We start from the raw sequence: 15,250 nt of genomic DNA on the forward strand, positions 1-15,250 counted from the left end.
AGACCCGGGACGTATCCGTCACCGCTTGCCGTTGTAGATCTCGCGGTCGATGACGTCGGCGAACACGCGGTTCACGGCCGGGCGCACCACCTTGAGCGACGGGGTCAGGCACTTGTTCTCCTGCGTGAACCGTTCGTCCAGCACCACGAACTTGCGCACCGACTCGGCGCGCGAGACGGTGGCGTTCGCACGGTCCACGTACTGCTGGATCTCGTCGCGTACGGCCGCGTTCGTCGCGAGCCTGTCGATGGGCGTGTCCAGCGACAGGCCGTGCGCGGGCAGCCACACCGCCAGCGACTCCGGGTCGAGCGTGACCAGCGCGCCGATGAACGGACGGCGGTCGCCCACCACGAGCGCATGCTCGACGATCGGGCACTTGGCGATCTCCTCCTCCAGCGGGATGGGGGAGACGTTCTTGCCGCCGGCCGTGATGATGATGTCCTTCTTGCGGCCCGTGATCGTGATGCGGCCCTCGTCGTCGATGGACGCCAGGTCGCCGGTCTTCAGCCAGCCGTCCGACGTGAACGCCTCGGCGGTCTTCTCGGGCAGGTTGTGGTAGCCGCGGAACACGTTCGGGCCCTTCACCTGCAGCTCCCCGTCCTCGGCGATGCGCACCGAGGAGCCGGGGGCGGGCTGGCCCACCGTGCCGATCACGTTGTCGTGCACGCGCGTCGCGGCGAACGGGGCCGCGGTCTCCGTCATGCCGTAGCCCTGGATCATCGGCAGTCCGATGCCGTTGTAGAAGTGCGCCAGATCGAGCGACAGCGGAGCTCCGCCGCACGCCACGTACTTGATCCTCGGGCCCAGCGCGCCGCGCACCGTGCGGTAGACGAGCGCGTCGTAGCGGGCGTGCTCCGCGATCTCGGCCAGCGTGTGGCGCTCGCCGGCCTGCTCCTTGCGGCTCCACACGCGCGCCGCCTCGGCGGCCTTGAGGAACAGGCGCCCCTTCCAGCCGGCGCCCGCCTTGTGCGAGGCCGCGTTGTACACCTTCTCGAACACGCGCGGCACGCCCAGCAGGTAGGTGGGCTGGAACGAGCGCAGGTCGGGCAGCAGGGACTTCGTGTCCGGCAGGTAGCCGACCACGCCGTCGTCGGAGGCGATGGACGCGTACTGGATGAAGCGCGCGAAGCAGTGGGCGAGCGGCAGGAACAGCAGCAGCCGCGGATGGTCGTCGGTGATCATCTCGTGCAGCGCCTCGGAGGCCGCGATGGTGACGGACACGAAGTTGCGGTGCGTGAGCTCCACGCCCTTCGGTGCGCCCGTCGAACCGGACGTGTACACGATGGTGGCCAGGTCGTCGACGTGCACGGACGCGATGCGCTCGTCCAGCTCCTCGTCCGAGACGGTCACGCCCAGGCCCTCCAGGGCGCCCAGCGCGTTGCCCTCGATCATGAGGATCTGCTTCAGCGCCGGGCAGTGGTCCTTCACCGAGTCGAGGCGGTCGAAGCGCGTGCGGTCGTCCGCGAAGGCGAGCCTCACGTCGGCGTCGTTCATGATGCGCTGGGCCTGCGCGGCGGAATCCGTGTCGTAGATCGGCACGCTCACGGCGCCGACCGCGGCCAGAGCGAAGTCGAGCACGCCCCATTCGAGGCGGGTGGAGGAGAAGATGGTCACGGCGTCGCCCCTGCCGATGCCCAGGGCGATGAGTCCGCGCGCGGCGGAGACGACCATGCGGTGGAACTCGCCGGTCGTCACCTCCCGCCAGCGGCCCGGCCCGAGCTTCTTCTCGGCGATGACCGTGTCCTCGCCGGTGCGGGCGATGCGGTCGGCGAGCAGCGAATAGATGGTCTGGTCGTCGCGCAGTTCGATGGACGATCCCGGCGTGGTGTAGTGGTCAAGCATGATGGCGTGTTCCTTACGTTCCTCCGTGGCCGTGCGTCCGGCCACGTTTCATCCCAAGTTACGGCACCGTAGCCTGCCGCGGTTTGTGCGCAATGCCGCAATCCGCCCGCCCGCTTTTGTGCATTGCCTACAATCGCGCGGCCCGTCGCGGGGTTTCGCGGGGTTCCGCGCCCCGATAACCGGTCATAACCAACGTCCATCGTTCCCGGATTGCGGCCGGGGACGGGCGTGCCTAGGATGGACTGCGCTCGCACCGGCCCCGCGGCGCGAGCCGTCGGGCACGCGCCCGCACGGCGCGCCGCGGGGACGCCGGCAAGGGAAGAGTCAGAGAGAAAGCAGCAATCATGAGGAAGCAATTCAAGGCCATCCGCGCCGCCGTGGCGGCCGTCGCCGCGGCCGCGGCCGCGCTGTCGCTCGCGGCCTGCTCGCAGTCCGGCGGCCGGACCACCGACGGCACCGTCTCCGGCGCCAGGACCACGTTCACGTACGCGCGCGCCGCGTCGGTCACGTCGATGAACCTGTGGACCGAGATCACGTCCAACAACGCGTTCGCCATCGACAAGGTGTTCGAGCCGCTCGTCAGCTTCGACACCCATGGCAGGATCATCGACTGGCTCGCCAAGTCGCATACGATCTCGAAGGACGGCCTGACCTACACGTTCACGCTGCGCGACGGCCTGAAGTTCTCCGACGGCACCGACGTGACCGCCGCCGACGCGGTCTTCTCGATCGAACGGCACCAGGCCGAGAAGGACGCCGCCCTGCCGCTCACCGCGGACATCGCCTCCGTCACCGCGCCGGACGAGCACACCGTCGAGATCAGGCTCAACAGCGCCTACACGCCGCTGCTCGCCGAACTCGCCAACTTCTCCAACGGCATCGTGCCCAAGGACTTCGGCGGCAAGTCCGAATCCGCCTTCTTCGAGCACCCGGTGGGCACCGGCCCGTTCGTCGTCTCCAAGTGGGACAAGTCCGGCGACCTGACCTTCACGAAGAACGAGCACTACTGGCAGAAGGGCAAGCCCGGCATCTCCAAGCTCGTGTACAAGACCGTCGAGGACGGCACGCAGGCCGTCAACCAGCTCAAGACCGGCGAGGTGGACGGCATCGAAAGCCCCGCGCTCGAGAACCTCGACGAGCTCGAGAACGGCGCCGACACCAAGGTGGAGACCACCGGCAGCTGGGTGACGCACACGTTCTTCCTCAACACCGCCGACGAGCACCTGTCCGACGTGCACGTGCGCCGCGCGCTCGCCTACGCGCTCGACCGCGGCGACGTGACCAAGGCCGTCTCGTTCGGCCACGCCGTGACCGCGAAGACCGTGCTGCCCAAGGGCATCGAATACAGCACGCAGGACTCCATCAAGCCGGTGGACGACGACCTCGCCAAGGCGAAGAAGGAGCTCGCCCAGTCCAAGTACCCGGACGGCTTCGAGGCGAAGATCCTGCTCGCCTCCGGCAACAACGCCTACGCGCAGGCCGCCCAGCTGCTCCAGTCCGCGGCGAAGAAGATCGGCGTCACGCTCGACATCGACTCCGTCGACATCGCCACGTTCCGCTCCCGCTTCAAGGCGTACGACTACCAGATCATGATCAACTCCGCCCAGGCCGACTACCCGGACGCCGATTCGATCATCTCCTTCCAGGCCGATCCGGACGGGTTCAGCAAGTCCTACTGGACCTCCTACTCCAACCCGGAGGTCACCAAGGAGCTGCGCGAGGCGCAGGTCACGCCGGACGGCGACGCGCGCGCCGACCTGTACGCGAAGATCCAGCAGACCCTCGCCGACGACGTGCCGTACATCCCGCTGTACTCCCCGCAGATCGTCAAGGCCGTCCGCAAGGACGTCACCGGTCTGGAGGTCCTGCCGAACGACTCCGTCCGCTTCCAGGACGTCAAGCTCGGCTGAACCTCCGGCTGGACTCCGCCGTGCCATGGCCGGCCATGACGTGCCATAATAGGCAACCATGACCACACCCCGTCGCGCCGCCCTCGCCACCTGGCTGGGCGGCGTCATCGTACATGCGCTGCTCGTGGTCGCGCTCGTCGCCGTGGGCGTGTTCCTCATCGTCCGCCTCGTGCCCGGCGACCCCGCGCAGATGGTGCTCGGCCTCAAGGCCCGCCCCGAACAGATCGCCGACATGCACCATCGCCTCGGCCTCGACCAGCCGTTGTGGCGCCAGTTCGCCTCGTTCCTCGGCACGCTCGTCACCACCGGCGACACCGGCGAATCCATCGCCTACCATGTCTCCTCGCGCGCGCTGGTCATGCAGCGCATGCCCGTGTCCCTGTGGCTCATCGGCTGTTCGGCCGCGCTCGTGGTCGCGATCAGCCTGCCGCTGGCGATGACCGCCGCCCTGCACAAGGGCGGCTGGATCGACCAGCTGGTGCGCGTCGTGCCCACCGTCACGCTCGGCATGCCCGAATTCTGGGTGGGTCTCGTGCTCATCCTCGTCTTCGCCGTGACGCTCAAGGTGTTCCCCGTCGGCGGCACGCAGCCGGGCATCGACGGCATGCTCTATTCGATGGCCCTGCCCTCGCTCGTCATCGCGCTCGCGCAGACCCCGTTCATCGTCCGGTCGCTGCGCACGCGCATCCTCGACGTGCTCGGCGCCGACTTCGTCACGACCCTGCGGGCCGCCGGGCTGCCCGAACGCGCCATCCGCCGCCACGTGCTGCGCAACTCCCTGCTGCCCGCCCTGCAGCTGTACGGCATGAAGGTCTCGTTCCTCATGGGCGGCACGCTCGTCGTCGAGCAGGTGTTCGGCCTCAAGGGCGTGGGCACGCTCCTGTTCTCCGCGATCACCGCGCGCGACTTCCCGCTCATCCAGGCCGTCGCCATGTACTGCGCGCTCGGCGTGGTCGCCGTGTCCGTCGCGGTGGAGATCGCCGGCGGGCTCATCGACCACCGCGTGCGCGGACGCGCCGCGGCGTCACGGGGAGGCGCACGGTGAACGCCGCCGCCCGCGTCCCGCGCACGCTCGTCGCGGGCCTTGCCCTGCTCGCCGCGATCGCGCTCGCCGTCATCGTCATCCCCATGGTCTCCCCGTACGATCCGGTCGCCGAGGACGTGTCGTCCATGCTGCGCCCGCCGTCGGCGGCGCACCCGTTCGGCACCGACCAGCTGGGCCGCGACCTGCTCACGCGCGTTGCCGCCGCCGGCCGCGTCGACCTGGCGCTCATGGTCGGCGTGGAGGCGGCGCCGTTCGTCATCGGCACGCTCGCCGGCCTCGTCGCCGGATACCGGGGCGGTTGGGCGGACCGGGCGATCACGCTCCTGTCCGACGCGCTCATCGCGTTCCCGTTCTACCTGCTCGTCGCCGTGGTCGCGTTCGTCACCGGCACCGGCGTCAAGGGCATCTTCCTCACGTTCCTCATCATGGGATGGATCATCTTCGCGCGCACCGTCAAGGGCGCGACCGCCTCGCTCGCCGGCGAGGAGTGGGTGGAGTCCGCCCGCGTCATGGGATTCTCCGACGCGTCGATCCTCCTGCGCCAGATGCTGCCCAACGTGTTGTCGCAGGCGGTGACCGTGCTCGCCAGCGACATGGTGGCGCTGCTCGTCGCCATCGTCACACTCGGCTACCTCGGCCTGGGCATCGCCCCGCCCACGCCCGACTGGGGCACGATGATCGCCGACGGCCAGTCGTTCCTCGCCACCCGATGGTGGGTGTCCACGCTGCCCGGCTGCGCGGTGGTGCTCGTCGGCGTCGCCCTCGCGCTCATCGGCGACGGGCTCAACGACGGGAGGCGCGCATGACCGCCCTCATCCGCGTACGCGACCTGACCGTCACCGCCCGCGCGACCGGCGCCACGCTCGTCGACGGCGTCTCGTTCGACGTGGAGCCCGGCGAGACCGTCGGCATCGTCGGCGAATCCGGGTCCGGCAAAAGCCTCACCCTGCGCGCGATTCTCGGCATGCCGCCCGCCGGCGTCGCCGTCGCGGGAGGGAAGGGCGGCGCCGCCCCCGTCACGTTCGACGGCGGTGCCGGCGACGCCGACGGAACCGGCGACGCCCCGCAAGCCCGCGCCCCGCGCATGGCGATGATCTTCCAGGACCCGGTCGCCTCGCTCGACCCGCTGTGCGGCGTCGTGCGCCAGGTCGCCGAGGTGATCCGGTACCGGCAGGGCGCCTCCCGTCGCGAATCGCGCGCACGGGCCGCCGACCTGCTCGTCTCCCTCGGCCTGCCCGAATCGCTGCGCGGCCGCGACCGCTACCCGGACCAGCTGTCCGGCGGCCAATGCCAGCGCGTCGGACTCGCCATGGCGCTCGCCGTGCGGCCCGACATCCTCCTGTGCGACGAGCCGACCACCGCGCTCGACGTGACCGTGCAACGCCGCATCCTCGACCTGCTCGCCGACCGGCGCGACCGGCTCGGCCTGACCATGCTGTTCGTCACGCACAACCTCGGCGTGGCCGCGCACCTGTGCTCGCGGCTCATCGTCATGGAACACGGGCACATCGTCGAGACCGGGCCCACCGCGCGGGTCGTCGGCGACCCGCACCACCCGTACACGCGCCGGCTCATCGACGCGATCGCGCACATCCCGGAGGCCACGCGATGACCACGCCACTGCTCGAACTGCGCCACGTCACCGTGCGCCACGGCGCCTTCGCCGCCGTCGACGACGTGTCCCTCGCCGTGCCGCGCGGCGGCGCGCTCGGCATCGTCGGCGAATCCGGAGCCGGCAAATCCACGCTCGCCCGCGTCGCCGCCGGCCTCGTCGCGCCGGCCGGCGGCGCCACGCTGCTCGACGGCGGGGAGCTCGCGCCCATCCGCCGCACGCGCGCGCAGCGCCGCCGCATCCAGATGGTGTTCCAGAACCCCGACTCCTCGCTCAACCCGCGCCACACCGTGCGCCGCATCCTCGCCGAAGGCATGCTGCTGCACGGCACGCTCGGCCCGCGTCCCGCACGTGCGGACGTGGACGCGCGATGCCGCGAACTGCTGCGCATGGTCGGACTGGACGGCGACATGCTCGACCGCCTCCCGCGCGCCTTCTCCGGCGGGCAGCGCCAGCGCATCGCCCTCGCCCGCGCGCTCGCCGTACGCCCGGACGTGCTCGTCGCCGACGAGCCGACCAGCGCGCTCGACGTGTCCGTGCAACGCGAGGTGCTCGACCTGCTCGCCGCCCGCCGGCGCGACCAGGGGCTCGCGCTCCTGCTCATCACGCACGATCTGGGCGTGGCCGCGGCCCTGTGCGACGACGTGGCGGTCATGCGCGCCGGCCGCATCGTCGCGCGGGGGCCGGCCCGCACCCTGCTCGCCGATCCGCCGGCCGGGTATGCGCGCGAACTCGTCGACGCGGCCCGCGCCGTCGCGCTGTAGGCGCGCGTTTCGTGGGCTTCCCCACATCACCGGGGTCTTCCCTTCGCATCGGCTTTCCGCTACGGTGGTTAGGCCAACGAAAGGGGAGAGATGTTCGACAAACGGTTGTTCCGACTGGCGCCCGGCATCCGCGGGCTCGTCGCCGGCAAGGTCGCCTGCATGTGGGTGGGGTTGCTCGCCAACATCGCGTTCGTGACCGCGGTCGTCGCGCTGCTCGCGAACCTGCTCGGTGCCGGCACCGCCGACCCGACGCCGATGCCCGGCGACGCGATGTTCTGCGGCCTCGTCATCGCCCTGGCCGCCGTCGTGCGCCATCTGACCACGGCCGCCGCCGCGCGCCTGGGCACCGAGGCCTCCGAACGCGTCAAGCTCGCGCTGCGCGAAAGGCTGTACCGCAAGATGCTCGCGCTCGGCCCCTCCTACCCGTCGCGCGTGAAGACCGCCGACGTGGTCCAGTCCGCCGGCGAGGGCATCGAACAGGTGCAGACGTTCTTCGAACTGTTCCTGCCGCAGCTGTTCTACGCGGTGCTCGCGCCGCTCACCCTGTTCGCCGTCGTCGCGCCGATGGACCTGCCCGCCGCCGCCACATTCCTCGCCTGCGCGCCGCTCATCATCATCGTGGTCGGCATGGTCGCGATGAGCGCCGCCCGCACGTTCAAAAAATACTGGGGACGCTACACCGACATGGGCGCCGCCTTCCTCGACGACCTGCAGGGCCTCGAGACGTTGAAGGCGTTCGACGCCGACGGCCGCGCCGCACGCGACCTCGACGGGAAGGCCGAGAACTTCCGCGTCATGACCATGCGCGTCCTGCAGATCCAGCTGCGCTCGCTCACCGCGATGGACGCGGTCGCCTACGGCGGCACCGCGGCCGGCATCGGCGTCGCCCTGTGGCGGTATTCCGCCGGCGCGCCGCTGACACTCGCCTCGCTGCTGCTCATCGTGCTGCTGTCCGCCGACTTCTTCATCCCGCTGCGCCAGCTCGGCTCCTACTTCCACGTGGCGATGAACGGCATGACCTCCACCAAGCGCATCTTCGCCCTGCTCGACGCCCCCGAGCCCGCGCACGGCTCCGCCGACCTGCCCGACGCGGACAGGCCCGGCGCCGGATCGACGGTCGCGTTCGACCACGTCGCGTACACATACGGCGACGCCTCCGGCGACGCGGACGGGCATGCCGCCTCGCCAGCCCTCGCCGACGCCACCTTCACTGCGAGGCCCGGCGAACTCACCGCCGTCGTCGGCGTCTCCGGCTCCGGCAAATCCACGGCCGCCGCGCTGCTCTCCGGCACCATCACCGGCTACACGGGCTCGCTCACCGTCGGCGGCGTCGAGGCGGCCGACCTCGACGGCGCCGCGCTCGCCCGCGCCGTCACCGTGATCGGCGCACGCAGCCACCTGTTCGCCGGCACGCTGCGCGAGAACCTCATGATGGCGCTGCCGAAACGGCACGACGACGATGCGCCGGCCGACCTCGACGCGCGCCTGTGGGACGCGCTCGAACGCGCCCGCATCGCCGACTTCGTCCGCGCGCAGCCCGAAGGACTCGACATGCCCATCGCGCAGGACGCCGCGAACCTGTCCGGCGGGCAGCGCCAGCGTGTGGCCATCGCCCGCGCGCTCCTGCACGAGGCACGCGTCACCGTGTTCGACGAGGCGACCAGCAGCGTCGACGCGGAAAGCGAGGCGCTCATCCTCGCCGTCATCGGCGAACTCGCCCACACCGCGGGCAACACGGTCATCATGATCACCCACCGCATGGCCAACGCCGCACACGCCGACCGCATCGTCGTCTTCGACCACGGCGCCACGCCCGAAACCGGCACGCACGCCGACCTCATGGCCATCCCCGAAGGCCGCTACGCCCGCCTCTTCCGCACCCAGGCGCAGGTGGAGGACCTCGACGCCGGGAAGAAGCCCACGACGATGCGGGTGCCGTCCCGCGCCACGGAACCGGGGGAGAACCCCGCCGGCGCGAACGCACCGGATCAGGACCGGACGAACACCGGGAGGACGGACGCCTCCGGGGACGTCTCCGGGTCCGCACCCCGGCCCATGTCCACCGCACGGACCGTCGCGCGCCTGCTGGGCGAGGCCCGTCCGCTCGCCCGGCTCATGGCCACCGCCTCCCTCGCCGGCACCGTCGGCCACCTCGCCGCCACGTTCCTGCCCGTGTTCGCCATGATCGCCGCGTTCGCGCTCGCCGGCCACCCCGTGTGGCGCATGGGCGCCGCTCCGGCCGTCGCCGCGATGGCCGCGTGCGCGCTGCTGCGCGGCCTCATGCGCTACATCGAGCAGTACCTCAACCACAACGTCGCCTTCCACCTGCTCGCCCTGTTCCGCTCCAAGGCGTTCGCCGCCCTGCGTCGTCTCGCCCCCGCCAAGCTCGCCGGCCGCGGCAAGGGCGACCTCATCGCCCTGGTCACCACCGACGTGGAACTGCTCGAGATCTTCTTCGCGCACACCATCAGCCCCGTCGTCATCGCCGTGGCCACGACCGTCGCGTACGCGATCGCGCTGCTCACGCTCGACCCGTGGATGGCGCTCGCGCTCATCGCCGCGCATCTCGTCATCGGCGTCGTCGTGCCGCGCTTCTTCGCCACCGGCGTGAGGAACCTCGGCCCCGCGATCCGCGGCCAGGCCTCCGCGCTCGACGACGTCATGCTCGACGACATGCGCGGCCTGGGCGAGATCATCCGCTTCGGCCGCGGCGAGGACCGCGTCGCCGCCATCGTCGAACGCACGAAGCGCCTGTGGCTCGAACACGCGCGGCTGAGCCGCATGAACGGCAGGTTCGCGGGGATCGGCGGCGTGCTCGTGCTCGCGTTCACCACGGGCGCCGCCGTGCTCGCGCCGGCGCTCGCCGCCGCCACGCCCGAAGCCTCGCCCGCACTGGTCGTCGCGTTCACGCTCATCGCCAGCTCGTTCGGCCCGACGATGGCGCTGAGCGCGCTGCCCGCGAACCTCACGCAGACGTTCGCCTCCGCCCGCCGCCTGTTCGCCCTGATGGACGAGACCCCGGCCGTCGCCGAAACCGGCACGGCCACGCCCGGCTACGCGGGCATGCGCCTCGACCACGTCACCTTCGCCTACCCCGGGCGGGAAGGGGACGGTCGCCCCGTCCTCGACGGTTTCGACCTCGACGTGCCCGCCGAAGGCGTGCTCGGCGTGCAGGGGCCGTCCGGCCGCGGCAAATCCACCACCATCAAACTGCTCATGCGCTACTGGGACCCACAGTCCGGCACGGCGGGCATGTCCGGCACGCCGCTGCCCGACGTGGACGCGCATCACCGCCGCCGCGTCCAGGCGCTCATGGGCCAGGAGACGCACCTGTTCGACGGCACCATCCGCGACAACCTGCTGCTCGCCCTGCCGGCGGGGGAGGAGGGACCCGCGCCCGCCGCGGACGACGCCGTGCTGCGCGACGCGCTCGCCAAGGCGTCCGCGCTCGACCTCGTCGACGCGCTGCCCAAGGGCCTCGACACGCCCGTGGGCGAGCTCGGCGACCGGTTGTCCGAAGGCGAACGCCAGCGCATCGGCCTGGCGCGCGTGTTCCTGCGCGACGCCGACCTCCTGCTCTTCGACGAGCCGACGAGCCGCCTCGACGCGCTCAACGAGGCCGTGATCCTGCGTTCGATCCGCGACGCGTCCGCCGGGCGCGCGGCGGTGCTCGTCTCCCACCGCGAATCCGCGATGCGCATAGCGGACGCGATCCTCGAATTCTGAAAGCGTGGGTGACGATATGGTGATGCCCGGCTCGCAAGCCGGGCATCACCATATCCGGAATCGTCGGGATCAGTTCTTGATGAACGAGTCCAACGTGTCCAACGCGTCGTCGATGGCCTTCGCCTCGCGCGCGTCCTCCGCACGCCACCGGGCCAGCTCCTCGGCGCGTTTGCGGGCCTCGGCCGCACGGTCCGGCGCGCTCGCCGTGGGATCGAGGCGCCTGGCGCCGGTGCGGACCGTGGCGTCCGGATCCACGGCGCCCGCACGCGCCGCGTCATGCGCGGCGACGTTCGCCATATGGGGCAGCAGGTCGCGCAACAGGGCGTCCGTGACGTCGTCGGGGACATCGTCCGCCGTCCGCGCGCGCGGGACCGTCGTGCCGGACCCGTCGGGAGCGGCGGCGGCCGGGGCCTTGGCCGAGGCGGCGTCGCCACGGGTCCCGTGACCGTCGGACACGGCCGCCACGCCCTTCGGCGACAGGGGGGTCGGCTCGGAGATCATCGTGTCGGCATCGTCGGTGACATCGTCGGCGGTGGGGCGCGCGGCGGCGCCGTCGACCGCGGCGAGGCGCGCCGTGCCGTCCGAGACCGGCGGCAGCGGTACGTTCATCATCGTGTGCGCGGCCCTGCGCGCCTCCTCCGCCACGCGCTCCGCGGACCGGCGCTCCGCTTCCGCACGCTCCTGGGCCTCGATGGCGAAGATGCGCTTCTGCGCGGCGACGCGCGCACGCTCCGCCGCCTCCATGATGCCCATCGCCTGGATGCGCTCGTTCTCCACGCGCGCCATCGTCGCCTCCGCGTGGCGGATGTTCGCGTCCGCCGAGCTCAACGCGTACCTGGCGGCGGCCAGCGGCGTCCGCGGCTGCCACAGATGCTCGATCTCCTCGAGCGTGCGGCCCATCGTCTCCGGCACGAGCGCGATGATGCCGAACAGGCATCCCAGATCGATGAGCCCGAAGATGAGGAACGTGAGGCCGCCGCCGAGATTGTCCATCAGCATCGGCGTGAACTGGGCGATGAGCCAGTTGACGGCGAGCAGGCACATCACGCACAGGCCGGTGGCGCGCCCGCGCAGGAACGTGGGGAAGAGCTCGGGGATCACGACCCACGGGATCGGGCCCATCGAGAACGCGAACGAGGCGGCGAACAGCATGATGCACGCGAGGATGAGCAGCGGCATCCTGAGCACGTAGGCGGCGGCGATGCACATCGCGAAGACCGTCATGAGCGCCACGCCCGTGGCCATGAGCTTCTTGCGGCCGACCGTGTCGATGAGGTACAGGCCGATCACGGTGAACACGAGCTCGATGCCGCCCACGCACGCCGAGGTGAGGAACTCGGTGTCGCCGCCGAAGCCCAGACGCGAGAACATGACCGGACCGTAATAGGAGATCGCGTTGATGCCCACCGCCTGGTTGAACACGGCGAGGAACAGGCCGATCCACAGCGCCTTCGTGAGCCCCGGGCGGAACAGGTCCGTGAACTCCGAGGACATCTCGCGCTCCAGACGCACCGAAGCCTGGATGTCGTCGGTGCGCACGCGCGCCTCCTCCGTGCCGAGGATGTGCTCGAGCACGCGGAAGCCCTCTTCGGCGCGCCCGTTCTGGATGAGGAAGCGCGGGCTCTCCGGCGCATGCCACATGGCCAGCAGGAACGCGAGGGCCGGCACCGCGCCCAAGCCGAGCATCCACCGCCAGCCGATCTCCAGATCCCAGGCCGGAGTGCCGTACGAGGCGATGATGTAGTTGATGATGTTCGTCAGGAAGATGCCGCACACGGCGAGCATCTGATAGGAGAAGGTGAGCGTGCCGCGGATGGCCGCCGGCGCCGACTCCGTGATGTACGTGACCGCCAGCGCGGAGGTCAGGCCGATGCCGAACCCGCCCACCATGCGGGCCACGATGAGATCGTGCGGTCCGAACGTGCACGCGCTCCACACGGCCGCCACGCAGAAGAACCACCCGCCGGCGATGAGCACGCGGCGCCGGCCGAACCGGTCGGACAGGAAGCCGGCGCACGCCGCGCCCAGCACGGCGCCGAGCATGATCGAGGAGATGACGAACCCCTCCATCACCGTGTCCAACCGGTACCGGTTGCGCAGGAACTCGATGGCGCCGGAGATCGACACCGTGTCGTACCCGTACAGCAGACCCGCCAGGCCGGCGCTCAACGCCAGACCGAAGGTGTACCGGCCCGAACCGCTCGTCCGTATGGCCGTGCCCAAGGGGTTCCGCTGTTTCGAGACAGCATGAAACAGACCCGCCATGCTCTTCCTCTCAAATGCATCGATGGGGGATGGGACCCAGTGTAGCCGCAGGTGACGTTTTCGTGAACGTCCGTCTTCCCCTGCGGGCGTGTACAGTGACGTACTGGAACAACGGAAGGAGCCCATCATGGCGAACAAGCCCATCCTCCACACGCCCGTCATCACCCTCAACGACGGCCATCTCATCCCGCAGATCGGCCTGGGCGTGCTGCGCATCGACGACGAGGGCGTCGTGCCCGTGGTCGAAAGCGCGCTCGAAACCGGCTACCGCCACATCGACGGCGCCGCCGGCTACAACAACGAGGCCGGCGTGGGCCGCGCGCTCGCCGCCACCGGCTTCAACACGGGCGAGGCCCGCAAATCCCTGTGGCTCACCACCAAGCTGCGCGACTCCCAGCAGGGCTACGATTCCGCGCTCAAGGCGTTCGACGACTCCCTGGACAAGCTGCAGGTCGATTATGTGGACATGTACATGATCCATTGGCCCACCCCGTTCGACTGGCGCAGCGGCGAGACGTGGAAGGCGTTCGCGAAGCTGCGCGAGGAGGGCCGTGTGCGGACCCTGGGCGTGTGCAACTTCCTGCCCGAGCACCTGGAACGCCTGCACGAGGAGACCGGCGAATGGCCGGCCGTCGACCAGATCGAACTGCACCCCACGTGGCAGCAGCGCGAGGTGGTCGCGTTCTGCAAGGCGCACGGCATCGCCGTCGAAGCGTACTCGCCGATGGCCCGCGGCGCCGACCTCAACGCCGGCGACGGCACCATCGAGCGCATCGCCGAGGCGCACGGCGTCACCCCCGCGCAGGTGATCCTGCGCTGGCACATCGAGAACGGCACGATCATCATCCCCAAGTCCGTGCACGCGGAACGCCAGCGGGAGAACCTCGACCTGTTCGGCTTCGTGCTCGAACCGGCCGAACACGCGGCCATCGACGCGCTCGACGGCCCGACCCGCGCCGGCCACGACCCGCTGACCTTCACCTACGCGTGAGCGGGAGGTACCACCGCCGTCGGCGCGACGCCCGCTTCCGTCGCCGCCGCTTCTCCGGCACCAGCCCGCTCGAACGCGTGCTGATCCTCGTCGTCATCGCCATCGTCGCCGGCGTCTCCATCGGCGTGGGGCTCCCCGAGGTCAGCCCCACCGTCGCCAAGGTGACCGGCGAGACCGCCGCCACCGGGCAGGCGGCCGACGTGCTGAACACGCTCGCCGTCGACGACGCGCAATCCGCGTCCGGCTACGACCGCGACGCGTTCGGCTACCGCGAGACCGACGATGACGGCGACGGCTGCGACATCCGCGAGGACATCCTTGCCCGCGACCTCAAGGACGTCACGTTCAAGGGCGCGAGCGGACGGTACGCGTGCACGGTCGCCTCCGGCACGCTCGACGACCCGTACACCGGCAGGACGATCCGGTTCACGCGCGGCGTGCGCACCTCCACGGCCGTGCAGATCGACCACGTGGTGGCGTTGGAGAACGCGTGGCAGTCCGGCGCACGCGACTGGGATACGGCGAAACGGTACCGTTACGGCAACGACCCGTACAACCTGCTCGCCGTGGACGGCCCCGCCAACCAGGAGAAGGGATCCGCATCCGCCGCCTACTGGCTGCCCACGAACGGCGCCTACCGCTGCGACTACGTGGCCCGCCAGATCGGCGTGAAATCCAAGTACGGGCTGACCGTCACGTCGGGCGAGAAGGACGCGATGCTCGCCGTGCTGCACACCTGTCCAGGGCAGGCCGTCCCCGAGGACAAGTGACGGGTGACGGGAGGCGGCGGGGACTTGCGCCGCGAAACATCCCCGCGCTATACCGGTGTGCGGTAATCGCGAGGGGGAGTGCGGCAAGTGCAGGATACCGGTATGCAGGATGCGAATGATGCGCGGGACGAGGGGACGCGCGGCGGATCGCCCGACGGGGCGTCCGCCGGTGCGCGCAAGGCGCTGAATGACGACCGCGTCGTGGACGGCGCGACGGCGACGAACGACCCGACCGTCGCGAACGCGCGGCGCCAGGGACGCGGCTACGGGCGCGGGCACGCGGTGCGCACCGCCGCCGGGGCGGCGGCCGGCAAGGGCTACGGCC

At 70.7% G+C, this 15,250-nt stretch carries 10 protein-coding genes; 8 read left to right on the forward strand and 2 right to left on the reverse strand.

The genetic code is table 11. The features are described 5' to 3' along the window. Nucleotides 1–18: 18 nt before the first annotated feature. Complete coding sequence (locus GFD21_RS04935; RefSeq protein WP_163196828.1) at nucleotides 19–1,842, reverse strand: AMP-dependent synthetase/ligase; 1,824 nt, start codon at nucleotides 1,840–1,842, stop codon at nucleotides 19–21. 344 nt (nucleotides 1,843–2,186) lie between these two features. On the opposite strand from GFD21_RS04935, the gene GFD21_RS04940 reads away from it, so the two are divergent. The 6 genes from GFD21_RS04940 to GFD21_RS04965 all read left to right on the forward strand — a co-directional run bounded on the left by GFD21_RS04940 (nucleotide 2,187) and on the right by GFD21_RS04965 (nucleotide 10,899). Then, the gene (locus GFD21_RS04940) at nucleotides 2,187–3,752 is read left to right on the forward strand and encodes an ABC transporter substrate-binding protein (RefSeq protein ID WP_163196829.1); all 1,566 of its coding nucleotides are present in this window, start codon (nucleotides 2,187–2,189) and stop codon (nucleotides 3,750–3,752) included. 58 nt (nucleotides 3,753–3,810) lie between these two features. Beyond that, nucleotides 3,811–4,797, forward strand: coding sequence for an ABC transporter permease (locus tag GFD21_RS04945; protein ID WP_225431675.1), 987 nt, complete (start codon nucleotides 3,811–3,813; stop codon nucleotides 4,795–4,797). Continuing rightward, entirely contained in the window at nucleotides 4,794–5,603 is an 810-nt protein-coding gene (locus tag GFD21_RS04950; protein ID WP_163196830.1) for an ABC transporter permease, read from the forward strand. Before GFD21_RS04945 ends, GFD21_RS04950 begins: the two co-directional genes overlap by 4 nt. Continuing rightward, nucleotides 5,600–6,409, forward strand: a complete 810-nt coding sequence (locus GFD21_RS04955; RefSeq protein ID WP_163196831.1) for an ABC transporter ATP-binding protein — start codon at nucleotides 5,600–5,602, stop codon at nucleotides 6,407–6,409. Before GFD21_RS04950 ends, GFD21_RS04955 begins: the two co-directional genes overlap by 4 nt. Beyond that, nucleotides 6,406–7,173 (forward strand): ABC transporter ATP-binding protein, encoded by a 768-nt coding sequence (locus tag GFD21_RS04960; protein WP_163196832.1) that lies wholly within the window; start codon nucleotides 6,406–6,408, stop codon nucleotides 7,171–7,173. The genes GFD21_RS04955 and GFD21_RS04960 overlap by 4 nt, the downstream gene beginning before the upstream one ends. Nucleotides 7,174–7,263: 90 nt before the next feature. Continuing rightward, complete coding sequence (locus GFD21_RS04965) at nucleotides 7,264–10,899, forward strand: ABC transporter ATP-binding protein/permease (protein WP_163196833.1); 3,636 nt, start codon at nucleotides 7,264–7,266, stop codon at nucleotides 10,897–10,899. 69 nt (nucleotides 10,900–10,968) lie between these two features. Here the strand turns inward: GFD21_RS04965 and GFD21_RS04970 are convergent, their stop codons facing one another. Next, nucleotides 10,969–13,164 (reverse strand): sugar porter family MFS transporter, encoded by a 2,196-nt coding sequence (locus GFD21_RS04970; protein ID WP_163196834.1) that lies wholly within the window; start codon nucleotides 13,162–13,164, stop codon nucleotides 10,969–10,971. A 127-nt stretch (nucleotides 13,165–13,291) separates the two neighbouring features. Here GFD21_RS04970 and GFD21_RS04975 point away from each other — a divergent pair, with 127 nt between their 5' ends. After that, nucleotides 13,292–14,155 (forward strand): aldo/keto reductase, encoded by an 864-nt coding sequence (locus GFD21_RS04975; protein ID WP_163196835.1) that lies wholly within the window; start codon nucleotides 13,292–13,294, stop codon nucleotides 14,153–14,155. Continuing rightward, on the forward strand, nucleotides 14,152–14,925 hold the full coding sequence (locus GFD21_RS04980; RefSeq protein ID WP_163196836.1) for an HNH endonuclease family protein: 774 nt from the start codon (nucleotides 14,152–14,154) through the stop codon (nucleotides 14,923–14,925). Before GFD21_RS04975 ends, GFD21_RS04980 begins: the two co-directional genes overlap by 4 nt. Nucleotides 14,926–15,250: the final 325 nt, after the last annotated feature.

The sequence above is a fragment of the Bifidobacterium platyrrhinorum genome, from assembly GCF_010667645.1.
Taxonomy (GTDB): Bacteria; Actinomycetota; Actinomycetes; order Actinomycetales; family Bifidobacteriaceae; genus Bifidobacterium; species Bifidobacterium platyrrhinorum.